The organism is Achromobacter sp. RW408, assembly GCF_003184165.1.
Lineage (GTDB): Bacteria > Pseudomonadota > Gammaproteobacteria > Burkholderiales > Burkholderiaceae_B > Achromobacter > Achromobacter xylosoxidans.
In genome coordinates, this window is the sequence record NZ_QHHO01000022.1 from 636,897 (window position 1) to 660,057 (window position 23,161).

The window sequence follows — 23,161 nt, forward strand, 5'->3', positions numbered from 1 at the left end:
GATGGCGCAATGCCGGATGCCCTCTCGTATGCGGCGCAAATCTGTCGCCGCATATCGTTCAAGGGGGTTGGCCCAGGCCCCTGGGCTGCAATCCTCACAAGCAATTTCAATCGGAATTCCTGCCGCTGATCTTTTGCGGTCACCTGTCACCCCTGCGCCCGAGGAGTGGCCTAAGGTGGTCCCATACACCTGTTTCCAGAACGCTCATCGCTCTTTCGACTTCGACCTTGTCGCTATATTGCGGTACGTCATAAACGGTTAAGTTGATGGTCAATGCGAGTGGTTTCGCCCATTCCTCCAGGTGCATCGCGTAGGTGCCACTTTTTGACGAAACCAGATGTTGGCTTATTCTCGATCGAGGGGTAAAGCTGCGACCCACATAGAGAGTTTCAGAACCATCGAACTGAGGATTAAATGTGCAAAGATTCTTCTTTCCGTCGTCTGTACCTTGTTCGCCCTTAGCGCGTTCGATTTCGCTTAGAACGATCTTGCTTTGTTCGGGGGTGTCGAGTTTGAATATATACAGAACACACTTTCGCTTGTCGGGCAGCGCGTAGCCCGTTCTCAGATCTTGAAGTTTGGACTCTGTCCATTCGTTCGAAATGACAGATGTGTTGAAACTCAGTTCGAAAAATGGTTCCAGTGTCAGGGTGCGGGCGATGGTGATTGCTTCGCTCAATGTTTCCTGATAGCTGTTGATTGCATCTGAGACGATCTTGTTGTGTGGCATCTAAGGTGTTTTTCAGAGTCTTTTGGAATTACAGCCGGATGGCTGATAGTTAAGGAGTTTATTGGATGCGTCAAGGCACACCGAGGCATGGCTTTAGTCTTGCTCAATACCTGACCACCACAGACTCCGCCGTCCGCACCGCCGAATCCCGGCAGACCGCCTCGATATTGTTCCCATCCGGATCGAGCACGAACGCCGCGTAATACCCCTTGTGGTACGCCCGTTCCCCCGGCGCGCCATTGTCGCGTCCGCCATGGGCCATCGCGGCCTGGTAGAACGCATCCACCATGTCCCGGTCATGCGCCTGGAACGCCAGATGCAGCCGCCCGGTCAGCTGCCCCTGCACCTCATCACTATCCGGCGTGGAAATGAACAACTCATCCGCCCAGAAATTCCTGTCATCGGACCCGCCGATCGGAATTCGCAGCGCTTCGAACACGGCGGTATAGAACTTCTTGCTGGCGGGCAGATCACGCACCACCAACCCGATGTGATCAATCAAACGGCCCTTGTGTCGTTCTCGATTCAGCACGAAACGCTCCTCGTGGATGAGGGAAAAACAGGGAAACCCGCCGCCCGGGCGTCGCACCCGTATTTCCCTTGCGACAGCGTCCCGGACCCGCCGGTAACTATAATCCCCCCTCGATCCCCGCTTTGACGGCGTTTCCCGCCGTGTCTCATGTCCGCCACGCCCCTTCGCGTGCTGTCCGTCATCCCGCCGATGACGCAGCTCAATACGCCATACCCGTCCACCGCCTACCTGACCGGCTTCCTGCGTTCGCGCGGCGTCACGGCCACGCAGGAAGACCTGGCATTGGCGCTGGTCTTGCGCCTGCTGTCGCCCGACGGCCTGCGCGCCGTGGCGGCCAAGGTGGACGCGTTGCCGCTGGACAAGCACACCCCCGCGATCCAGGCCTTCGTCGCCATGCAGCCGCGTTACCTGGCCACCATCGGCCCGGTGATCGCCTTTCTGCAGGGCCGCGACTCGACGCTGGCGCACCGCATCGTCGGCCGCCACTTCCTGCCCGAAGGCCCGCGCTTCGCCTCGCTGGACGTGTACATCGACGACGAGGGCGGCGACCCGCTGGGCTGGGCCTTTGGCGCCCTGGGCCTGCAGGACCGCGCCAAGCACCTGGCCACGCTGTACCTGAACGACCTGGCCGACGTGCTGCGCGACGCCATCGATCCGCGTTTTGAATTCGTGCGCTACGCCGAATCACTGGCGGGCAGTCAGCCGACTTTCGACCCGCTGGCCGAGGCGCTGGCCGCGCCGCTGAACCTGGTCGACGACACCCTGCGCGACCTGACCCTGGAAGCCCTGGCGCGCCACCAGCCCACCATGGTGCTGCTGTCGGTGCCGTTCCCGGGCGCCGTCTACGCCGCCTTCCGCATCGCCCAGGCGATCAAGGCGCAAGACCCCAGGATCATCACTGTGCTGGGCGGCGGCTTCGTCAACACCGAACTGCGCGAACTGAAAGACCCGCGCGTCTTCGACTATTTCGACTTCGTCAGTCTCGACGCCGGCGAGCGCCCCTTGCTGGCGCTGATGGAACACGTGCAAGGCAAGCGCTCGCGCCAGCGCCTGGTGCGTACCTTCCTGCGCGACGCCGACAGCGGCGCGGTGCGCTACGTCAACCTGGTCGAGCCCGACGTCGCCTTCGCCGAAGTCGGCACGCCCACCTGGGACGGCCTGCCGCTGGACCGCTACCTGTCGCTGCTGGACATGCTCAACCCCATGCACCGCCTGTGGAGCGACGGCCGCTGGAACAAGCTGACCGTGGCCCACGGCTGCTACTGGAAGAAGTGCAGCTTCTGTGATGTCAGCCTGGACTACATCGGCCGCTACGAAGGCGCCTCGGCCACCGTGCTGGCCGACCGCATCGAGGCCATCGTGCAGGAAACCGGGCAGACGGGTTTTCACTTCGTCGACGAGGCCGCGCCGCCCAAGTCCCTCAAGGCCCTGGCCACGGAATTGATCGACCGCAACGCCGGCATCTCGTGGTGGGGCAATATCCGTTTCGAGAAGACCTTCACCCCCGAACTGTGCGAACTGCTGGCCGACAGCGGCTGCATCGCTGTCTCCGGCGGCCTGGAGGTCGCCTCGGACCGCCTGCTGAACCTGATGAAGAAGGGCGTGTCGGTCGACCAGGTGGCGCGCGTCACGCGCGCCTTCAGCGACGCCGGCGTCCTGGTGCACGCCTACCTGATGTACGGCTTTCCCACGCAGACCGTGCAGGACACGGTCGACGCGCTGGAATACGTGCGCCAGCTGTTCGAAAACGGCTGTATCCAGAGCGGGTTCTTCCACCGCTTCGCCTGTACGGTGCATTCACCTGTCGGGCTGAACCCCGAGGAATACGGCGTGACGCTGCGGCCGCTGCCGGAGGTGACGTTTGCCAAGAACGACATCGGCTTCGACGACCCGACCGGGGTGGATCACGACGCGCTGGGACGGGCGTTGAAAAAGGCGATCTACAACTACATGCACGGGATCGGGCTGGACGAGGACGTCCGTAGCTGGTTTCCGTTCAAGGTGCCGAAGACGACGGTGGGGCGGCATCGGATTGCCAAGGCGTTGAGCCAGCGGGGGTAGGGGCTTCTTCCCCCGCTGCTTGCGGAGCGGTTCAGGCGCGCGGCTTCACGTGTGGACCGTTCCAATAATGCACGTCCAGATGGACCCGAGCTATGCCCTCCCGGTTGGCGATCCGGGATGCGACCTCCTGCAAGATCGCGCTTTCTTCCGGTGTTAATCCGATAACGGTTTTCCAGCGCAGCAGTTTGGCGCCTTCCGGCTGCTTCCTCAAGCCGGATGCTACGTGGCTGTCCAGCGGCACTTCCATCCATTGCTCTATCGTGTCGAGGGCGTATTCGCTGCACAGATACTTGTTGTAGGCGCAATTGCGAAGAAAGATATTCAGAAACTTGCGCGCGCTTCCCCAGTGCTGGGCAGTTCGGGGCAAGGCGTTCTGCAGTGCGGCAGTCTCCGTATCAAGCAATCGAAAATAGGCACGTTCCGTCTTGGCGTTTCCGAACTTGCGCAGGTTCACGCCTTGCAAGAACTCTCGCGCTGCGGCGATCGTTCCTTTGGGGCCCATCTTCTGCGCGGTGGATGCTCCTACGGCGGTGCGGGCCGTGCGAGCCTTTAACTTTTCCAAAGTCTCTTTATTCATCGCCGGTACGTCTCCTCATGCGTTCGACATTGTGCAGATAACGGCTTTCAGGAATTAAGCCCTAGAGCAATGTATCGAAATGGAGGTGGCATGTCAGGTCGAATTGCGACAGTTTTTGGCCGTTCCTTCGCGAGTTTCCATGCCAGAGGATGCCATCGGGCGAAGGGCAAATATAAGAACTATCTCGTGGCGGCGATATTTGACCGCAGCAGTTTAGTGCGCAGCTTGTCTTCCAACTCACCCAGCCCAATATTGCCGCAACCCACCAGGGTCAGCTCCTGCAAACCGGTAAGTTCTTCCAGGACATCGATATCGGCAATTTTCTTGCAATATTGGATGTTCAGCCATTCCAGTGCGGGCAGGGCGGCGATGGGCCGGATCGTCTCCAATGCCCCTTGATTCTTCAGCCGCAACGAGCGCAGTCCGGATAATTGTTCTATACCCGCCAGCGTCTGCAACGAACGCCCCGCCATCAACCCCAGCGACACCAGCGGCAACGCCGCGATGCGATCAAACACGGTCGCATCGAAGGGCACGTTGTACAGATTCAGTTCCGCCAGCGGCAGCCGCAAGGTCTGGTCCAGCAGCTTGCCTGGCTTGTCCGGCAATATCGACAGCGACCGCAGCGCGGGGAAATCCTCTGCCTTGAACCGCATCGGTACATTTACTTCTAGCGATTCCAGTTGCGGCATCGCTCCCGCCGACCAGGTATGCGAACCGGGGCAATCGAAAATCGACAGATGCCGCAGGCTGTCCGGCAGCATATCGGCGCGCAGGTTCTCGATCACCGAGGCCTGGATATTGCCAGGTCCGATGGACAGATGCGTCAGGGACGGCAGGCGCGCGATCAATGCCGGCAATTCCTGCACCGGGTCCAGGGGCGGCGCCCACAGATGGACGTATTCGATCGTCGCCAGCGTTGTCGCGTCCGGCGGCGCATCGTAGACAAGGACTTGATCCGAGCCATGCGCCTGCGCGGCCTGGCGGCTGTGCATCAACAGCCATCGCTTGTCGCGGCCGGGTTGGGGCGTCGAAAACGGGACTAGTGGCATACGGGCTCCGGAGTCATGGCTTCTGTCGGCAGGGCGGGCATGGCGACAGCGGGGCGGGCATTCTCGAAGGGTAGAACAATAAAGCAGAACGGCAATCCCGCGCGAGCCGGATTGCCGTTCTGTCTGTGTGGCGCCGTGATGGCCTCCGCTTTTTCACTGTTCCAATGCCGTGATGCGATCGGTACTCGGTTTTCAACCGCGCTGGCCGGTGTTGCTGCCAGCCGGCGCCGACGGTTGACACTATTTTTTACCCCGCCCCGAGGTTGAGGTTGCCATCGTCGCCGGTACACTACCGTGATTCCCCAAGGAGCCATATGTCGATTCAAACGTTGGGCCGTTACGGTATTGTGCTATTTCTCGCTGCGTTGAGCTCGGGCTGCTCTTCAATCATCGGCGAGTGCGGCTTGGCCCGCAGCAGCTGCATGTATGAAGGCAAATACGAACAGGGCGAGGAAGACTACGCGGAAGCCGAGGCAAAGCGGCTGAACAAGCAGTCGACGGATCGGTTGCGCCGAAGCTCCGGGGATTGAATCCGGCGACGTCCTGCCGTTGCGTTCAGGATGTCGTCATAGGGGTCGGCAGGAAAAACCGATCCTTCAACTCCTGCAACCCGATCCGATCCAGCATCTCCGTCAGCCGTTCCGCAGGCTTCCGACGCGGCAGATCCTTGTACTGCGCAATGATCAGCTCATTCTTCATCGAATGCTCCCACCCCACCAGCTCCGTCACGCTGACCTGGTACCCATGCGCTTCGAGCTGCAAGCACCGCAGCACGTTCGTGATCTGGCTGCCAAACTCCCGCGTGTGTAGCGGGTGCCGCCAGATCTCCGCCAGCGGATCGGCCAGCGCCTTGGCTTTGTTCTTCCTCAGCACCGACGCCACTTCCGCCTGGCAGCAGGGCACGACCACGATGTACTTGGCCTTTTTCTCCAACGCGAAATGGATCGCGTCGTCGGTGGCGGTGTTGCAGGCGTGCAGGGCCGTGACCACGTCGATGGTCGCGGGCAGTTTGTCGGAGGTGATGGATTCGGCCACCGACAGGTTCAGGAACGACATGCCGCCAAAGCCCAGGCGCTTGGCCAGTTCTTCCGATGACTTGACCAGTTCCTCGCGGGTTTCGATGCCGTAGATGTGCGAGCCGTTCTTCAGCGCGTCGGGCTGCTCCTTGAAGAACAGGTCGTACAGGATGAAGCCCAGGTACGACTTGCCCGCGCCGTGGTCGGCGAGGGTGACGGCGCCGCGTTGTTGCTGGACGTCCTTGAGCAGCGGTTCGATGAACTGGAACAGGTGGTAGACCTGCTTGAGCTTGCGGCGGCTGTCCTGGTTCATCTTGCCGTCGCGGGTCAGGATGTGCAGGGCCTTGAGCAGTTCGATCGACTGGCCGGGGCGGATGTCGTGGGTTTTGTCGGACATGGGGGTAAGGCAATGCGCCCCGCTTGGGGCGGGGCGCAGTGGAAGGCGGAAAGCGTCATTTTAACGAAACCGCTGGCTTTCCGTCAGGCTGCCGAGACGGCGGGCTTGCTTGGCGTTGAGCCGTGCGCGGGTCGGCCGACTATGCGGCGGCTATCCGCCGGCAGCCGGCGCGACGGCGGCGCCGTCGATGCCGTGGCGGGCCAGGGCCTGGGCCACGAAGCCGCTGCGTTTCATGTCTTCGACGAAGTCGGCCAGGACGCGCGCCGCCGCTTCGCCGCGCCCGCGCGGCAGGCCCATGGCCTGGCGGATGGTCATGAAGCTGCCGGGCAGCAGGCGCAGGCCGCCCAGGCGGCGGGCGTCGGCTTCCAGTTGCTGGCGCACGCCGGCGGCGACGTCGGTGCCGGTCTGCAGGAAGGTGTCGACCACGGTGGGCGAGGTGGCGGCGCGGGTGATGGCGGCGCGTTGCAGTTCGCGCGTCAGGTAGAGGTCGTAGGCGCTGCCCAGGCCGACGGTGACGCGATGGCGCGGGTCGTCGACCTCGGCGATCTCGCGCAGGGGCGAATCGTTGCGCACCAGGTAGGCGCCTTCGATCAGGACGTAGGCGTCGGTGAAGGCGATGCCGGCGGCGCGCTTGGGGTCGATGGCGAAGAAGCCGATGTCGGCGGCGTCCTGGCTGACGGTGTCGACGGCCTTGCCGGCGCTGTCCAGGACGATGAGTTCCAGGGCAACGCCGAGCCGCTGCGCGAAGGCGCGGGCCAGGTCGACGGAGACACCGGCGGGGGCGCCGCTGGCGTCGCGGGTGGCCAGGATGGGGTTGCCCAGGTTGATGGTGGCGCGCAGCGCGCCGGTGGGGGTGAAGGCCTGGACGATGTTGGCGGGGATGGTGGAGGCGCTGGAAAGCGCGTGGGCGTCAGGACGGGCGGTAGTGTCGGAAATCGCGGTCATGGTGGTCATGGCAAAGGAAGGTGGGAAATTCAAAGGCGGTAGCGCAGGGCTTACTGGCCGTGGCGGATGACTCACAAGCCGTAGAGGCGGCCTAGAGGCCATCGGCTACGGGCTTAAAGCCGTAGCCGCCGACTCACACGCTGTACCGCCCCGCACCCGGCGCACAGCACAAGTCGATCCGTTGCGGCTCCAGGTCATCCCCGAACCACGCATTGATCGCGGCGCGGCGCTCGCCGACATAGACCGGCGCGCCATCGGCGTCGAGCTTCATGCCCAGGTCATGGCCCGGCACCAGCAGGGTATCGGGCCGCTTGCGCCACCATTCCCAGATGCGTTCCAGGCTGGCATGGCTGGCGGCGGCGTCGGCGGTGTCGACCACCTGGCCCGAGACCAGTTCGGCGCGGTTCTTGGCGGCGTCGCCGGTGAAGAGGATGGGCTGGCGCGGATCGTCGACGTAGAACAGCAGATGGCCGGGGGTATGGCCGGGCGCGGCGATGGCGGTGATGCCGGGCAGGAAGGCGTCGCCGTCGCCGATGCGGCGCACGCGGTCCAGCCGGTCGAGTTCGCGCACGTACAGTTCGGGCAGCGGGTTGAAGCCGGGCGGTTGCGCGGCGGCCCATTGCAGTTCCCGCGCGCCGATCCAGACGGTGGCGTTGGGGAACAGCGTGAAGTTGACGGCGTGGTCGTAGTGGGCGTGCGTGAGGACGACGTCGGTGATGTCGGCCGGCGCGACGCCGCAGGCATCCAGGTGGCGGCCGAGCAGGTGGCGCACGCCGAACGTGCCGACGTCCACCAGGATCCTGTGACGGTCCGAGCGCAGCAGGGTGCTGGTGCTCCAGCCCAGGCCGCCATGGCAGACGGCGCGGCCGGGGTAGCCCTGGATCAGGATATCGATCTGGTACATGGGGTCACTCCGCGGTGATGTGGGCTTCGCTGATCAGCTGGCGGTAGCGTTGCAGGTCGTCGCGCAACTGGCGCGTGAATTCCTCGGGCGTGCCGGCGATGATTTCATTGCCGCCTTCGGTGGCCAGCTTGCGCACCACTTCCGGGTCCTTCACCGCCTGGACCACGGCGTCATGCAGGGTGGCGATGATGCGCGGGTCGGTGCCGGCCGGCGCCAGCAGGCCCTGGAACTGGGTGATGACGAAGTCCTTGTAGCCGAGTTCCTGCATGGTGGGCAGGTCGGGCAGGCTGGAGGCGCGGCGCGGGCCGGTGACGGCGTAGGCGCGCAGCTTGCCGGACTGGATGTGCGGGGTGGCGGTGACGGTGGTGTCGAAGGTGAACGACAGTTGCCCGCCCAGCACGTCGGTCAGGGCCTGGGCGTTGCCCTTGTAGGGTACGTGCGTCAGTTGGGTGCCGGTGCGCAGGGCCAGCAGTTCGCCGGCCAGGTGGCCGCCGGCGCCCAGGCCGGCCGAGCCATAGGTGACGGCGCCGGGTTTCTTGCGGGCGGCGGCGAGCAGGTCGTCGATGCTGTGCGCCGGCGATTGCCGCGGCACCACCAGCGCGTACTGGTAGCTGGTGATCTGGCTGATCGGGGCGAAATCCTTCAGCGGGTCATAGGGCGTTTTCTTGTACAGCGACGGGTTGACCACCAGCGGGCCGCTGGCGTCCAGCAGCAGGGTGTAGCCGTCGGGCGCGGCCTTGGCGACGAAGTCGGTGCCGATCATGCCGTTGGCGCCGGGCTTGTTCTCGACCACGATGGTGCCCTGCAGGGTCTTGGCCATGCGGGCCGCGACCACGCGCGCGGTGATGTCGGCCGCGCCGCCGGCCACGTAGGGCACGATCAGGCGGATCGGCTGGCTGGGGTAGTCGGCGGCGCCGGCCAGCGGCGCGGCCAGGGTCGCCGCCAGGACCAGGGTGAGTCGGGCGATGTTCTTCATGTTGTCGGTCTCCTCCGGGATGCCGGCTCAGCCCTGGCCGGCGTGTTGGCGCAGCAGGGCCAGGACATCGGCGGCGACCTCGATGCCGTGGGCGCGCTGGCGCGCCAGCTTGGCCAGTTCGATCTCGCCGGGCTGGATCACGGGGCGGGCCGGGTCGGCGGCCGGGCTGGCGTGCAGGATGGCGGCGAAGTCGTTCATGCGTTCGGCCAGCCATTGGGTCGAGCCCAGGCGGCGGGTGTCGATCAGCAGGAAGAAGTGGCCCAGGTTCTGCGGTTCGTCGGGCGCGTCGACCCAGGATTTGACGTGGGTGAGGTAGGCGGCGTTGGACAGCAGGCCGGCGAACAGGTCCACCATCAGCGCCAGGCCGTAGCCCTTGTGGCCGCCGATCGGCAGCAGGAAGCCGTCCAGCGCCTGCCTGGGATCGGTGGTCGGTTGGCCCTGGGCGTCGGTGGCCCAGGTGTCGGGGATGGCCTGGCCGGCCTTCAGGGCGTTGCGGATCTTGGCGCGGGCGACCACGCTCATGGCCATGTCGAGCAGGAAGTGCGCGCCGTCCGGATTCGGCACGGCAAAGCCGATGGGGCTGTTGCCGACGCGCGCGTCGGTGCCGCCCCAGGGGGCGATGGTGGTGGTGGCGTTGCTGCCGATGATGCTGGCGTAGCCGGCCTCAGCGGCGATCAGGCCGTAGGGCGAGATCGGGCCGAAATGGTTGCTCTGACGGGCGAACGCCAGGCCCACGCCGCATTCGCTGGCGGCCTGCATGGCGGCGCGCAGCGCGTGCATGCCGACCAGCGGGCCGACGCCGTTGTCGCCGTCGACCAGGCGCAGCGCGGGGGCGGGGCTGTCCACGCGGATGCGGGCCCGGCGGTTGATGCCGCCGACCTGCAGGCGCTCGCCATACGATTCGATGCGCGACAGGCCGTGGGTGGACAGGCCGAACAGATCGGCCAGCACCAGGATGTCGACCACGTCGACGGCGTCCTGGCGCGGCAGGCCCAGGCCTTCGAAGGCGCGCACGCCAAGCTCGCGCAGTTCGGTTTCCGGGACGAGGGAGGGGGAGCCAGCAGTGGCGGCCATGATCAGCAATCCTTGTGTGAGAAAAGAGGGGGACTTATTCGGCGGAAAGACGGGCGTCTTTCACCACTTGGCTCCAGCGGCGTTCTTCGGCGTCGATGAAGGCGGCGAATTCGGCCGGGCCGGCGCCGGAGGGCTCGGCGGCGTCATGGGCCAGGCGCTGGCGCACGGCGTCGGTCCGCAGGGCGCGCTGGGCGGCGGCCTGCAGGCGCGAGATCGCTTCCTGCGGTGTGCCGGCCGGGGCCAGCAGGCCGAACCACTGCGAGCTTTCGAAGCCGGGGTAGCCCTGCTCGGCCACGGTGGGCACGTCCGGCAGGATCGGCAGGCGCTGGGCCGAGCCGACGGCCACGATCTTGATCTTGCCGGCCTGCGCATGCGGCAGCAGGCCAGGAATACCGGCCGCGGCGGCGTCGATGTTGCCGGCCAGCAGGTCGGTGACCTGGGCGCCGGTGCCCTTGTACGGCACGTGCACCACGTCGATGGCGGCGGCGGTCTTGAGCATTTCGAAGGCCAGGTGGCCGGCGCTGCCGTTGCCGGCCGAGCCGTAGTTCAGGACGCCCGGCTTGGCGCGCGCCAGCGCCACGAATTCGGGCAGGGTGGCGGCCGGCACCTTGGCGCCCACGGCGAACACCATGGGCAGCTTGGCCAGCAGAATGATCGGGGCGAAGTCGCGGCGCGGGTCATACGACAGGTTGGGCATCATGGTCGGGTTCACCGCCAGGGTGCCGACGTGGCCCAGGATCAGCGTGTAGCCGTCGGGCCGGGCGCGCGCCGCTTCCACCGTGGCGATGCTGCCCTGTCCGCCGCCCTTGTTCTCGACGATGACCTGCTGGCCCAGGTCGCGCGACATCTCCACGGCGACGGCGCGCGCCACCACGTCGGAACTGCCGCCGGGGCCATAGGGCACCAGCAGGCGGATGGGGCGTTGCGGCCAGGCGTCGGCGTGGGCCGAGAAGGGGGCGGACGACAACAAGGGGGCGGCGGCCAGCGCCAGCGCGGTGCGCAGGCAGGCTCTCCGTAGCGGATTCATGGGTGGGTCTCCTGTTCGGGCCGCTATTGGTTGCGGCTGGGAGACATCGTGCCCCGCCCTCGGAATCGAGTAAAGTGCAAAAATTCGTTCAATTCTTGATGAAAACGCATGAATTTCGACCTTGCCGATCTGCGCGCCTTCCTGGCGGTGGCCGACCTGGGCAGTTTCCGCGCCGCGTCCGAGGCGCTGCACCTGTCGCAGTCGGCGCTGTCGCGCCGCGTGGACAAGCTGGAGGCGGCGCTGGGCGTGCAGCTGATGACGCGCACCACGCGCAAGGTCGAGCTGACCACCCTCGGCCGCGGCTTCGTGCCGCGCGCCCGCAGCGTGCTGAATGAGCTGGAGAGCGCGCTGGTCGGCATCCGCGACGTGGCCGAGCGGCTGTCGGGCATGGTGACGATTGCCTGCGTGCCGTCGGCGGTGGCGTATTTCCTGCCGGATGTGATCCGCGAATACCACGCCAGCTATCCGCGCATCCGCATCCGCATCATCGACGAGTCGTCCTCGCAGGTGCTGACGGCGGTGGCGCGCGGCGACGCGGATTTCGGGCTGACCTACATCGGCGCCAATGACGCCGAGATCGAGTTCAAGCCGCTGCTGGAAGAGCCGTTCGTGGCGGCGGTGAGCCGCAAGCATCCGCTGGCCAAACGCAAGTCGGTGGATTGGGCCGACCTGGAGGCGCATCCGTACATCACGCTGGCGCAGGGCAGCGGCAATCGTTTCCTGATGGACCAGGCGCTGGTGCACAGCGGCAGCCGGCCGCGCCATTTCTGCGAGGTGCAGCACGTGCCGGCGCTGGTCAGCATGGTGGAGGCGGGCCTGGGCGTGGGTGTGGTGCCGCGCCTGGCGATGCCGGATGAGGATCACGGCACGCTGGTCAGCGTGCCGCTGCGCAATCCCGCCGTGAGCCGCACGATCGGCCTGATCCATCCGCGCGGCAAGACCTTGAATCCGGTGGCGCGGCTGTTCTACGACCTGCTGTCGCAGCGGGTGGAGGCGCGGCAGAAGTAGGCGGGCGCGCGGTTCAACCGACACGCCGCTGCGTTGTCGGCCGCCTGCGGATGACGGGCATCAACCGCGAGCCGTAAAGCAGACAGGCCGCGAAAACGCGGCCTGTCCAGGTACTGCGCGGCGCGATGCGCGCGCGATCGTCAGACCTGCACGACCACCGGCTCGCCCAGGTTCAACATCAACCGGTTGGCCCACGCGAAGATCGCGTCCGAATGCAGCAGGTCCAGCACTTCACCGTCGCTCAGGCCCACGTCCTTCAACGCCTGGATGCTGGCCGCATCCACCGAGGCCGGCGCGTCGGTGATCTGGATCGAGAACTTGCCGATCGCCAGCTCGCGCGCGGTGGTGCCGGCGGTGGCCGGATCCTCGAACACCTGCGCGATCACGTCATTGCGCTTGGCCAGTTGCTCGAAGCGCTGCGCGTGCACCGAGGCGCAGTAGACGCAGCCGTTGACGCGCGACACCACGGTCGCGCCCAGTTCACGCTCGGCGCGCGACAGGCCGCCGGGCGCGTACATGATGGCGTTGAACGCGGTGGAGCGCTGGCGCAGGATCTCGGGCTGGTGCACCAGGAACAGGTAGTAATCCGAGACCTTGGCCTTGGGGTGGCTTTCTTCCAGGACCGCGATCTGCTCGGGCGTGGCGCTGTCGACCTGGACCACGTCCAGCCACGCCTTCCACTCCAGCACTTCGTTGGTGAAGCCGTGGGCCTTGATGACGGCGCCCGGTTCGGTGGCGGCGGTGTTGGCCGGGAAGGGCGCGGGCGGCGTGCCGGCCGCGGCGGGCTTGGCTTCCAGCGCCAGCATGGCCTGCAGGCCGGCGACGAGGCGCACCTGATACGACAGGAACGCCACCAGTTGCGACAGCGTGACCACGGCAGGCGTGGAGACGCCGGCGGCCGGCAGGGTCTTGAGCGCGGCTTCGTCGCCTTCGACGGGCTTTTCGATCAGCTTGCGCGTGAATTCCAGGATGGCGGCCAGGCGCGGGTCGGCGGCGTCCGCCGGCTTGCCGGACTCGGCCACCTGGATGTCGGCGGCGCTGGCGCCCGCTTCCACCAGGCGTTGGCGGTAGTGCGCGGCCAGCGCCGGCGACGGCGTCAGGCGCGCGGCGTACAGCGCGACCAGCAGGCGCTCGGCCAGCGTCAGGCCGGGCAGGGCCGGGTCGAACAGGGCGTCGTAGCTGCCCTGGGTGGCGGCGGCGACCTTGTCGCGCTGGTGGCGCACGGCGTAGGTGGCGCTGTCGGCCTTCAGGCCGACGAGTTGGTCCACCAGGTCGCGGGCGGCGTCATAGACGATGGGTGGTTGTGCCATTGAGAAAGTCTCCTTGGATGTCGTTCAGCCGGCGTTGCCGGGCGTGGCGGCCGCGCCGGCTTCGGCGCGGTTCGCGGACGGCGCGGCCTGGCCGCGCGCCTTGACCGCGGCGTCCAGGAACTTCAGCACGCCTTCCCACGATTGCTCGTCGGCGCGCGCGTTGTCCTTGGGGTTGCCGCCGCTGGTGCTGATCTTGCCGGACACGGGGTGGGCGTAGACCAGTTGTGTGGTGGGCACGTAGGGGAACAGGATCGAGTGGCCGCCGTTCTCGTAGTCCAGCCACTGGACCGGATACGGATGCTCCACCTCGGCCAGCTTGTCGCGCACCATCTTCGAGTACAGGCTGGACGGCCACGAGCCGTCGTCGGTGGCCGACAGCAGCATCACCGGGCCCTGGATGTCCTCGACCTTGATGCGGGCGCGGGCCACGGCGTCGGGGTCCTGCAGCGCGGTGAGGATGGCCTTTTCGTGGCGATGCGGCGCGGGGCCTTCGTCGAACGGCGCCCAGGTGGCGGTGCGGTTGTTTTCCCAGACGTGCGGCAGGGGCTTGCCGCCCAGCAGCCAGGTCGGGCCTTCGCGGCCGATCTTGGGGTCGCAGGCGTTCTGGCCGCTGTGGACCACGGCGCCGGGCACGTAGGCCACGACCGCCGACACTTCCGTGGGGAAGGTGGCGCCCAGCAGCAGCACCAGTTCGCCGCCGCGCGACTGGCCGCTGATAGCGACGAAGTCGTGCCTGGGCTGGACCTTCTTGCGCAGCCAGCGCAGGCCGGTCTGGAAGTACTCCAGCGGCGTGTTGGAGATGTAGTCCGACAGGCCGGGCGCCTTGAAGTAGGCCAGCGCGAAGGCGGCGTAGCCGCGCGATGCGTACAGCGCGGCGCGCGGTTCGTTGATGCCGCCGCCCGAGCCGTTCAGGATCAGCACGGCGGGATGCGAGCCGGGCGTGGCGCCGGGCGGCAGGTAGAGCGTGCCGACCAGGCCTTCCTCGCGCACCTCCTGGCGGGTGACGCCTTCGGCTGCCAGGCGCTGGGTGAAGCGCGCCACGCTCTGGGCGCCGGCCACGCGCGCCACCACTTCGGTGACCAGCGGCTCGCTGACCGGGTGGTTGAAGTGCTCGCGGCTGGGCGAGTCCACGGGCGACTGCGACCACACCAGGCCCATGGGCGAGAGGCCGCTGTAGTCGCCCGAGACGGGCGCGTCGCGCGTCAGGTCGACCACGCCGTCCTCGCCCGCGACGAAGGCGGCGTGGCTTTGCCAGAGCACGCCGTTGCGGCGGGTGAGGGCGGTGATCTCCACCGTCTGGCCGGGCGCGACGTGCTCCACCCGGATCTGGCGGGGCACGTCGATGAGCGCGTCGGCGGGTTGGATGCTCAGGGTAGGAACCATGATGCGCGCCTTACTTGGCCGAGTCCTTGGTGACCATCATGGCGGCGGTGCGGTCGCTGGTCATGGGGGTGACCTTCAGGCCCTTCTTGGCGGCCCAGATGTTCTTGTAGTGGTACAGCGGGATGATGCCGACGTCGTCGGACACCAGCTTGACCGAGTCGCGCAGGATGGCTTCACGCTTGGCCACGTCGAATTCCGAGGTGGATTGGTCCAGCGCGGCGTCGACCTTGGGGTTGCTGTAGTGGCCCCAGTTGGAGGCGCCCAGGCCCTTCTTGGCGTCGACCGTGGCCAGGATGTTGACCAGCGCGTAGCTGGCTTCGCCCGTGCCGTTGCCCCAGGCCAGCATGCTGACCGCGAATTCGTTCTTGTTGGCGCGGCCCGAGTACACGGCCCATGGCACCACTTCCACTTGCGTCTTGACGCCGATGCGGGTCCAGAACTGCGCCACCGCCTGGGCCGTTTCCGGGCCTTGCGGGTAGCGGTCGTTGGGCACGTGCATGGTCAGCTTGAAGCCGTCAGGGAAACCGGCTTCGGCCAGCAGCTTCTTGGCCTTTTCGACGTCGTTGGGGATGTCCTTGACGTCGGGGTTGTAGCCGAAGGTGCCCTTGGGCATCCACTGGTTGGCTTCGGTGGCGGCGCCCTGCAGGATGCGGTCGGTGATGGCCTTGCGGTTGATCGCCAGGTTCAGCGCCTGGCGCACGCGCACGTCCAGCAGCGGGTTCTTGTCCAGCGGCTTGCCGTTGTTGTCGGTGATGTACTGATTCGGCGCGGGGTTGAAGCTGGGCTGCAGGATCATGACGCGCAGGCCGTCGTACGGGTAGACCGAGATGTTGGCGGCCTTTTGCAGCTTGGCCAGGTCGGACACCGAGACCTTGTCGATCACGTCGACGTCGCCGGCCAGCAGCGCGGCGGTGCGGGCGGCGGCGTTGTTGATGTAGCGGTAGTTGACCTTGTCCCAGGTGGCCTTCTCGCCCCAGTAGCCGTCGTTGCGTTCCATGATGACGCGGTCGCCGGGGGTGTAGGACACGAACTTGTAGGGGCCGGTGCCGACCATGGCCTTGCCCGAGTTGTAGTCCTCGGTGGTGGACTTCTCGCCGACGTGCTTGCTGACCACGTGCACCGACGCCAGGTTCAGGGGCAGGTCGGGGTTGGGCGCCTTGGTCTTGACGATCAGGGTCAGCGGGTCCTTGGCGGTCATCGTGTCGATGGTGCGCAGGTAGCCGGCGTAGGTGGCGACGCTGCCGGGCACGGCGCGGGCGCGGGTGTACGAGTAGATCAGGTCGTCGGCGGTGAACGGCGTGCCGTCCTGCCACTTGACGCCTTCGCGCAGCTTGAATTCCCAGGTGGTGCTGTCCAGCGGCTTCCAGCTCACGGCCAGGCCGGGCTGCAGCTTGTTCCACTTGTTCTCGATCAGCAGATCCCAGAAGTGCAGGGCCACCGAGCGGTCGCCGGCGTGGTTGTTCAGTTGCGGGTCGAGCGAGGACAGCGGATCGGCAAAGCCGATCGACAGGTTGTCGGCCGAGGCCGCGGCGGACGCGCCCAGGATGGCGGCGGTCAGGGTCGAGAGAATCAGGCGTTTCATGTTCGGGGTCCTTGGTGAGGGGGAACTTCTTTCAGGCCATGTCGTTCAGGTGACAGGCGCTCAGGTGGTTGATGGCGATTCCCTTCAGGGTGGGAACCTCGGTTTTGCAGCGCGCCATCGCATGCGGACAGCGCGGGTGGAAGTGGCAGCCGCCGGGCGGATTGAGCGGGCTGGGAATCTCTCCCTTGATGGCGGTGAAGGTCTTGTGGCGCGATTTCAGGTTGGGGATCTCGGCCAGCAGCGCCTGGGTGTACGGATGGTTGGGGCGGCGGAAGACTTCGTCCACCGGCGCCGTCTCGACCACGCGGCCCAGGTACATGATGACCACGCGGTCCGACAGGTGCTCGACCACGCCCAGGTCATGGCTGATGAACAGGTACGTCAGGTTGAGCTGTTCGCGCAGGTCCATGAACAGATTCAGGATCTGTGCCTGGATCGACACGTCCAGCGCGGCCACGGCCTCGTCGCACACCAGCATCGACGGCTGCACCGCCAGGGCGCGGGCGATGCCGATGCGCTGGCGCTGGCCGCCGCTGAACTGGTGCGGATAGCGCTGGCGCAGGGCCGGGTCGAGGCCGGCGCGTTGCAGTTGCGCGCTGACGTAGTCGTCGAAGTCGCCGTTGCCGACCAGGCCGTGGATGCGCGCGGCCTCGCCGACGATCTCGTCCACGCGCAGGCGCGGGTTCAGGCTCGCGTACGGGTCCTGGAAGATCATCTGCACCTTCAGGCGCGCGGCGTGGGCCTGGGCCGGCGTCATGTCGGCCGGGCGCTGGCCGTTGATCAGCACCTCGCCGCCGGACGGCGTCAGCAGGCCGGCCGCGATGCGGCCCAGGGTGGACTTGCCGCAGCCGGACTCGCCGACCAGGCCGACCACTTCGCCGGGGCGCACCAGCAGGTCCACACGATCGACGGCGCGGGTGATGGCGGGCGGCTTGGACAGGCCCAGGCGCTGCAAGGCGCGGCCGGCGGCGCCGACGGGGCGTTCGCCAAAGCGCTTGCTGACTTGGCGCAGGTCGATGAGCGGGGTGGCGCCGTCGCGGGTGTCCGGAATCGTCGTCGGGCTCATGCCGCCACCTCGCCCGGTTGGCGCGACGGATGAAAGCAGCGCACCTGATGGCCGGGCAGCACGTCGGTGATGGCGGGCTGCTGGCCGCATTGCGCCGTGGCGCGCGCGCAGCGCGCCGCGAAGGCACAGCCGGCGGGCAGGGTGAGCAGGTTGGGTGTTATGCCGGGAATCTGGCGCAGGCGTTGGCCGCGCTGGTTGTTGCTGGGCAGGCTGTCGATCAGGCCCACCGTGTAGGGATGCTGCGGACGATCGAGCACGTCGTCGACCTTGCCGTGTTCGACGATGCGGCCGGCGTACATCACCGCCACGTCGTCGGCCAGGCCCGCCACCACCGACAGGTCGTGGGTGATCCAGATGAGGCTGGTGCCGTGTTGCTGCGCCAGCTTCTGCACTTCGGACAGGATCTGCGCCTGGATGGTGACGTCCAGCGCCGTGGTCGGCTCGTCGGCGATGATGAGGTCGGGCCGGTGCAGCATGGCGATGGCGATCGCCACGCGCTGGCGCATGCCGCCGGACAACTGGTGCGGATACGCCAGCAGCCGTTCTTCCGGGCTGGGAATGCCCATCATGCCGAGCGTGTCGCGGGCCAGCTCGCGCGCCTGCGACTTGCTCATGTTGTTGTGGGCGCGCACCGTTTCGATCATCTGCACGTCGACCCGCAGCACCGGGTTCAACGTCATCATCGGATCCTGGAAGATCATGGCGATGCGGTTGCCCTGCAGCTTGCGCAGCTCGCGCGGGGCCAGCTGGGTCAGGTCGCGGCCCTGGAACAGCACCTGGCCGCCAACCACGCGGCCGGGGGCGTCCACCAGGCCCATGATGGAAAAGCCGGTGACGGATTTGCCCGAGCCGGACTCGCCGACCAGGCCCAGGATCTTGCCGCGTTCGAGCGTGAAGGACACGTCGTCCACGGCGGGCAGGGTGCCGGCGCGAGTGAAGAAGTGGGTGCGCAGGTTGCGCACTTCCAGGGTCGGCACGTTGGCGGCGGCCGGCGCCGCGACGGGACGGGCGGCGCTCATTTGTGGGTCCTCGGGTTCAGCACGTCGCGCAGGCGGTCGCCCACCAGGTTGATGGCGACGATGGTGATCAGCAGCGCGATGCCGGGGTAGAAGCTGATCCAGTATTCGCCGGACAGCATGTATTGGAAGCCGTTGGAGATCAGCAGCCCCAGCGACGGCTCGGTCACGGGCACGCCCAGGCCCAGGAAACTCAGCGTGGCTTCGAGCGTGATGGCGCGCGCGATCTGCAGGGTGCCGATGACGATCAGCGGCGGCAGGCAGTTGGGCAGGATGTGCTTGAGCATGATCCGCCAGTTGGGGATGTCCAGGCAGCGCGCCGCCTCGACGTACTCGCGGCGGCGCTCGACCAGGGCCTGGCCGCGCGCGGTGCGGGCGTAGTAGGCCCATTCCAGGATCACCAGCGTCAGCACCACGTTGCCCACGCCCTTGCCCAGGTAGGCCAGGATCATCATGGCCACCAGGATCGACGGGAACGACAGGATCAGGTCCACCAGCCGCATGATCAGCGCGTCGACCTTGCCGCCGGCATACGCCGCCAGCAGGCCCAGCAGCGTGCCGATGATGCCGGCGATCAGCGCCGAGCCCACGCCCACCATCAGGCTGATGCGCAGGCCGTACAGGATGCCCGACAGCAGGTCGCGGCCCTGGCCGTCGGTGCCGAGCCAGTAGTGGAAGGTGTTCAGGCCGTTCATCGTGCCCGGCGCCAGGCGCGCGTCCAGCACGTCGATCTGCAGCAGGTCGTAGGGGTTCTGCGGCGAGATCCACGGCGCCAGGATGGCGGCCAGGATCAGCAGGGTGGCGATCACCAGCCCGAACACCGCCGTCTTGGACGACAGGAATTCCAGCAGGTTGCGGCGCCAGGGCGATTCACGCTTCAGCGCAGGGGCGGCGGTTTGCATGGCATTTGCCTGGGGAGTGTTCGGAGCGCTCATGCCGAGGCCTCCAGCCGCACCCGCGGGTCCAGCACTTTGTACAGGATGTCGACGATCAGGTTGAGCGTCACGAACAGGCACACCACCACGATCAGGTAGGCCACGATCACCGGGCGGTCCAGCGCGTTCAGGCTGTCCAGGATCAGCTTGCCGGCGCCGGGCCAGGCGAAGATGCTTTCGGTGATGACGGCGAAGGCGATGGTCGAGCCCAGCTCCAGGCCCAGTACCGTCACCAGCGGGATCATGGTGTTGCGCAGCACGTGCACACAGACCACCCGGAACGGCGACAGGCCCTTGGCGCGGGCGAACTTGACGAAGTCCAGCGGCATCACGTCGCGCACGCCGGCGCGGGTCAGGCGGATCACCAGCGAGATCTTGAACAGCGACAGGTTCAGCGCCGGCAGGATCAGGTGGCGCCAGCCGTCGGCCGTCAGCCACGACCACTGGAAGCCCAGGAGTTCCACCGTCTGGCCGCGGCCGCTGGCCGGCAGCCAGCCCAGCGACACGCTGAAGGTCATGATCAGCATCAGCGCGACCCAGAAGGTCGGCAGCGAGAAGCCGACGATGCTGCCCGCCATCACCAGCTTGGAGAAGCGGCTGTCGGGATACAGCCCGGCCAAGAGGCCCAGCGGCAGCCCGATGATCACCGCCAGCAGCAGCGCGGCGATGGCCAGTTCGAGGGTCGCCGGCAGGCGCTGGATCACCAGTTCCACGGCGGGGATGTTGTAGACGAAGCTGTTGCCCAGGTTGCCGTGCAGCGCCCCGTTCAGAAAGCCCAGGTACTGTTGCCACAAGGGCTTGTCCAGCCCCAGTTCGGCGATGATGCGGGCGCGGTCGACCTGGTCGACGTCCTGGCCGATCAGGATGTCGACGGGGTTGCCGATGGCGTGCAGCCCGACGAAGACGATCAGCGTCATCAGGAACACGACCACCGCGGCTTGCGCCACGCGGCGGAGCAGCCAAGCGGTCATTGCGCGGTCTCCGCCTGCCGGGCCGCGCCGGGCGCCGGGGCCGGCGTCCATTCGTCGCCGAACACCTCGGGTTCCGCGAACGCTTCCATGTTGGCGTAGTGCGTGGCCACGTCCTCGCGGTAGAAGAGGCCCGCGATGCCTTGCGCCAGGCGCTTGGCGCCTTCGCTGATGGCGGGGATGTCGCCCGACACGGTGCCGTGCGTCAGCGCGGCCGGGTACGAGAAGCAGTGCACCCGGTCCAGGCCGGGACAGGCGCCCGGGGTCTTTTCCTGCAATTCGAAGGCCGCGCCCAGGTCGGGTGAATCATGCAGTTCCTGGTCTTCCTCGCCGGCGGGCGGGGTGTAGCGGTCGCCCCAGGCGCGCACGTGGGGCGCCAGCGCGGCGAATTCCGGCCGCACGGTCCAGTCGATGCGAAAGCCCGTGGAGAACACCAGGAAGTCGAGCGTGAAGACGCCCTTGGGCGTGGTCACGCGGATTTCGTCATTGACCAGCGCCAGGTCCTGCACGCCGCAGCCCAGGTTGAAGCGGGCGTTCGGGTGGCGCGACACGCGCAGCGTGCTGCCGCGCGGCGGCGGCACCTGGGCGGCGTTGATGTAGTGGCGGATCTTCCACTTCCACTCATCGGGCAGGTTCAGGTGGCCGTGGGTCAGGCCGGGGTTGCCGGCGCCCTTGCCCTTGTTGATGCGCGGAATGTCGTCGCGGCGGATCAGCAGGTCGACGCTGGCCGCGCCCGCTTCCAGCGCGGTGGCGGCGCTGTCCATGGCCGACGCGCCCGCGCCCACCACGCCGACGCGCTTGCCGGCCAGGGTGGCGTAGTCCAGCACGTCCGACGAATGCGCCCAGCGGTCGCGCGGCAGCTTGCGCGCGAAGTCCGGCACGTAGGCGCCGCCCAGGCCGTCGCGGCCGGTGGCCAGCACCACGCGGCGCGCCAGTACGGTCTGCCGGCCGGCGGGCGCTTCGATGTCCAGTTGCACCAGCCGGTCGGCGCGCGGCAGCACGGCCAGCACGCGGTGCTGGTTGCGCACGTCCAGGTTCAGCACGCGGCGGTACCAGCGCAGGTAGTCCATCCATTGCAGGCGCGGGATCTTGTCCAGCGCCTCCCAGGCCTCGGCGCCGAACTGCGCTTCGAACCAGGCGCGGAAGGTCAGCGCGGGCAGGCCCAGCGCCGGGCCCGTCAACTGCTTGGGCGAGCGCAGGGTTTCCATGCGCGCGGTGGTGGCCCACGGCCCTTCATAGCCTTCGGGCGACTGGTCGAAGATCGGCGCGACGATGCCCAGGTGCGTCAGCGAGGCCGCCGCGGCCAGGCCGGCCATGCCGCCGCCGATGATGGCCACGTCCAGCACCGGCTGGCCGTCGACCAGGCGCGGCGTGACCCAGGGCTTGGCGGGGATTTCCAGCCAGGACAAATCCTGGCGCAGGCGCGCTTCCAGTGCGGCCAGGCCTTGCGGGGCGGGAGCGAGGGGTTGGTTCATGCGGGCGTATCCGTAAGAGGGGTTTCATCGCCGTAGATCGACTGCAGCAGCGCGCCGTGCTGGCAGGCGTCGTGCAGCACGAAGCCGGGCAGCAGTTGCGCGGCGGCCTGCGCCAGCGCATCGGCCATGGCCTGGCAGGCCGGCGTCAGGGGCTGCGACTGCGAGGTGATGACCCCGAAGAAAAAGGGGATGTCCAGGTCGATCGGGCGGATCGCCACGCCCGCCATCGGCGCGCCGTAGGCGGTAATGGGTTCCAGCACCGACACGCCCAGGCCCGCGCGCACGGCGGCCAGGGCGTTGACGGACGAATTGGTTTCGATGGCGCCGGCGGCATGGCCCAGCGCCGCGTCCAGCCGGCGGCGCAGGCGGTAGGGATTGGCCATGGTGATGACGCGGCGCCCGGCCAGCTCGGCCACCGGCACCACGTCATGGCGCGCGGCCGGATCGTTTTCGGGCAGCGCCACCACACAGGGCGCCTGGCCGATCCAGTGCACGGTCAGGCCGCGATGCTCCAGCGGCAGGCTGGTCGCGCCCAGTTGCGCCGCGCCGCTCAGGACGGCGTGAACCACGCGCTCGGGCGAGGCGCTGCGCAGTTCGATGCGGGGGGCGAGGTTGGCATGCGGCTCGATGCGCTTGAGCGCGTCCGGCACCAGCCCGGCGGCCAGCGCCGAGGTGGCCGCCAGCAGCAGCGGTTGCGCCTGGCCACGGGCGATTTCCTCGGCCCGGTCGCGGATCTGCCGCAGGCTGGACAGGGCGCGTTCCACGTCGTCATAGAGCAGGAAGCCCTGCTCGGTCGGCGTCACGCGCGGCCCGCTGCGGGCGAACAGGGCATAGCCGATCTCGGCTTCCAGTTCCTGCAGCAGCCGGCTGATCGCGGGCTGCGAACGGCCAAGCAGACGCCCGGCAGCCGTGACGCTGCCCGTGGACATGACGGCCGCGAAGGCCTCGAGTTGACGAAGTTCCATCTTTCTTGCTTTATGCCAAGGACGAATTCTTACGTATCGAGTATGCGCCGTACAAATAATTAAAGGGCATAAGCAAATTCCCTAATCGGGATTTCCTTATGCCCTGTCATTACTTCGCGTTATTTCAACGACTTACGGGATTACCCTAGGGCCACTCGTCTC

22 protein-coding genes are annotated in these 23,161 nt (G+C 67.1%); 3 read left to right on the plus strand and 19 right to left on the minus strand.

The features are described from left to right. Window positions 1–139: 139 nt before the first annotated feature. Both DK459_RS30355 and DK459_RS05220 read right to left on the minus strand, forming a co-directional pair. The gene (locus DK459_RS30355; RefSeq protein ID WP_131726714.1) at window positions 140–730 is read right to left on the minus strand and encodes a hypothetical protein; all 591 of its coding nucleotides are present in this window, start codon (window positions 728–730) and stop codon (window positions 140–142) included. Window positions 731–833: 103 nt separating this feature from the next. Further along, window positions 834–1,262, minus strand: a complete 429-nt coding sequence (locus DK459_RS05220; protein WP_024069322.1) for a VOC family protein — start codon at window positions 1,260–1,262, stop codon at window positions 834–836. A gap of 147 nt (window positions 1,263–1,409) precedes the next feature. Between DK459_RS05220 and DK459_RS05225 the strand changes: the two genes are divergently transcribed. Continuing rightward, window positions 1,410–3,323, plus strand: coding sequence for a radical SAM protein (locus DK459_RS05225; protein ID WP_070541904.1), 1,914 nt, complete (start codon window positions 1,410–1,412; stop codon window positions 3,321–3,323). A gap of 31 nt (window positions 3,324–3,354) precedes the next feature. Here the strand turns inward: DK459_RS05225 and DK459_RS05230 are convergent, their stop codons facing one another. Together DK459_RS05230 and DK459_RS05235 are read right to left on the minus strand one after the other, a co-directional pair. Further along, window positions 3,355–3,900, minus strand: coding sequence for a hypothetical protein (locus tag DK459_RS05230; protein WP_035181172.1), 546 nt, complete (start codon window positions 3,898–3,900; stop codon window positions 3,355–3,357). A gap of 179 nt (window positions 3,901–4,079) precedes the next feature. After that, window positions 4,080–4,952 carry a leucine-rich repeat domain-containing protein gene (locus DK459_RS05235; protein WP_035181169.1) on the minus strand — a complete coding sequence of 291 codons (873 nt, stop codon included), beginning with the start codon at window positions 4,950–4,952 and terminating at the stop codon, window positions 4,080–4,082. Between the two features lie 314 nt (window positions 4,953–5,266). On the opposite strand from DK459_RS05235, the gene DK459_RS05240 reads away from it, so the two are divergent. Further along, window positions 5,267–5,482 carry a hypothetical protein gene (locus DK459_RS05240; RefSeq protein WP_006384150.1) on the plus strand — a complete coding sequence of 72 codons (216 nt, stop codon included), beginning with the start codon at window positions 5,267–5,269 and terminating at the stop codon, window positions 5,480–5,482. 25 nt (window positions 5,483–5,507) lie between these two features. On the opposite strand, the gene DK459_RS05245 is transcribed toward DK459_RS05240, so the two are convergent. The 6 genes from DK459_RS05245 to DK459_RS05270 form a co-directional block, all read right to left on the minus strand. Then, window positions 5,508–6,365 carry an SAM-dependent methyltransferase gene (locus DK459_RS05245; protein WP_024069320.1) on the minus strand — a complete coding sequence of 286 codons (858 nt, stop codon included), beginning with the start codon at window positions 6,363–6,365 and terminating at the stop codon, window positions 5,508–5,510. 150 nt (window positions 6,366–6,515) lie between these two features. Continuing rightward, on the minus strand, window positions 6,516–7,310 hold the full coding sequence (locus DK459_RS05250) for an ABC transporter substrate-binding protein (RefSeq protein ID WP_110134603.1): 795 nt from the start codon (window positions 7,308–7,310) through the stop codon (window positions 6,516–6,518). A gap of 133 nt (window positions 7,311–7,443) precedes the next feature. Next, a complete protein-coding gene (locus DK459_RS05255; RefSeq protein WP_110134515.1) occupies window positions 7,444–8,214 on the minus strand; it encodes an MBL fold metallo-hydrolase in 771 nt (256 codons plus the stop codon). Between the two features lie 4 nt (window positions 8,215–8,218). Then, window positions 8,219–9,190 carry a tripartite tricarboxylate transporter substrate binding protein gene (locus DK459_RS05260; protein WP_110059536.1) on the minus strand — a complete coding sequence of 324 codons (972 nt, stop codon included), beginning with the start codon at window positions 9,188–9,190 and terminating at the stop codon, window positions 8,219–8,221. A 27-nt stretch (window positions 9,191–9,217) separates the two neighbouring features. After that, window positions 9,218–10,264 (minus strand): Ldh family oxidoreductase, encoded by a 1,047-nt coding sequence (locus DK459_RS05265; RefSeq protein WP_110134516.1) that lies wholly within the window; start codon window positions 10,262–10,264, stop codon window positions 9,218–9,220. Window positions 10,265–10,298: 34 nt separating this feature from the next. Continuing rightward, window positions 10,299–11,291, minus strand: coding sequence for a tripartite tricarboxylate transporter substrate binding protein (locus DK459_RS05270; RefSeq protein WP_054444046.1), 993 nt, complete (start codon window positions 11,289–11,291; stop codon window positions 10,299–10,301). Between the two features lie 108 nt (window positions 11,292–11,399). Between DK459_RS05270 and DK459_RS05275 the strand changes: the two genes are divergently transcribed. After that, a complete protein-coding gene (locus tag DK459_RS05275; RefSeq protein ID WP_006387054.1) occupies window positions 11,400–12,299 on the plus strand; it encodes a LysR family transcriptional regulator in 900 nt (299 codons plus the stop codon). A gap of 140 nt (window positions 12,300–12,439) precedes the next feature. Here the strand turns inward: DK459_RS05275 and DK459_RS05280 are convergent, their stop codons facing one another. From DK459_RS05280 to DK459_RS05320, 9 genes are read right to left on the minus strand one after another with little or no spacing between them, the layout of a single operon-like run. Further along, complete coding sequence (locus DK459_RS05280; RefSeq protein ID WP_082400485.1) at window positions 12,440–13,609, minus strand: CMD domain protein; 1,170 nt, start codon at window positions 13,607–13,609, stop codon at window positions 12,440–12,442. A gap of 24 nt (window positions 13,610–13,633) precedes the next feature. Beyond that, window positions 13,634–14,992 carry an acyl-CoA thioester hydrolase/BAAT C-terminal domain-containing protein gene (locus DK459_RS05285; RefSeq protein ID WP_110134517.1) on the minus strand — a complete coding sequence of 453 codons (1,359 nt, stop codon included), beginning with the start codon at window positions 14,990–14,992 and terminating at the stop codon, window positions 13,634–13,636. Window positions 14,993–15,002: 10 nt separating this feature from the next. Continuing rightward, window positions 15,003–16,574 carry an ABC transporter substrate-binding protein gene (locus tag DK459_RS05290; protein ID WP_020928179.1) on the minus strand — a complete coding sequence of 524 codons (1,572 nt, stop codon included), beginning with the start codon at window positions 16,572–16,574 and terminating at the stop codon, window positions 15,003–15,005. A gap of 31 nt (window positions 16,575–16,605) precedes the next feature. Beyond that, window positions 16,606–17,640, minus strand: coding sequence for an ABC transporter ATP-binding protein (locus tag DK459_RS05295; protein WP_110134518.1), 1,035 nt, complete (start codon window positions 17,638–17,640; stop codon window positions 16,606–16,608). Beyond that, a complete protein-coding gene (locus DK459_RS05300) occupies window positions 17,637–18,659 on the minus strand; it encodes an ABC transporter ATP-binding protein (protein WP_110134519.1) in 1,023 nt (340 codons plus the stop codon). The genes DK459_RS05295 and DK459_RS05300 overlap by 4 nt, the downstream gene beginning before the upstream one ends. Next, window positions 18,656–19,558 (minus strand): ABC transporter permease, encoded by a 903-nt coding sequence (locus DK459_RS05305; protein WP_024069310.1) that lies wholly within the window; start codon window positions 19,556–19,558, stop codon window positions 18,656–18,658. The genes DK459_RS05300 and DK459_RS05305 overlap by 4 nt, the downstream gene beginning before the upstream one ends. Window positions 19,559–19,587: 29 nt before the next feature. Further along, window positions 19,588–20,562 (minus strand): ABC transporter permease, encoded by a 975-nt coding sequence (locus tag DK459_RS05310; protein WP_110134604.1) that lies wholly within the window; start codon window positions 20,560–20,562, stop codon window positions 19,588–19,590. Further along, the gene (locus DK459_RS05315) at window positions 20,559–22,034 is read right to left on the minus strand and encodes an NAD(P)/FAD-dependent oxidoreductase (protein ID WP_054497430.1); all 1,476 of its coding nucleotides are present in this window, start codon (window positions 22,032–22,034) and stop codon (window positions 20,559–20,561) included. The genes DK459_RS05310 and DK459_RS05315 overlap by 4 nt, the downstream gene beginning before the upstream one ends. Beyond that, complete coding sequence (locus tag DK459_RS05320) at window positions 22,031–22,999, minus strand: LysR family transcriptional regulator (RefSeq protein ID WP_110134520.1); 969 nt, start codon at window positions 22,997–22,999, stop codon at window positions 22,031–22,033. Before DK459_RS05320 ends, DK459_RS05315 begins: the two co-directional genes overlap by 4 nt. Between the last annotated feature and the right edge of the window lie 162 nt (window positions 23,000–23,161).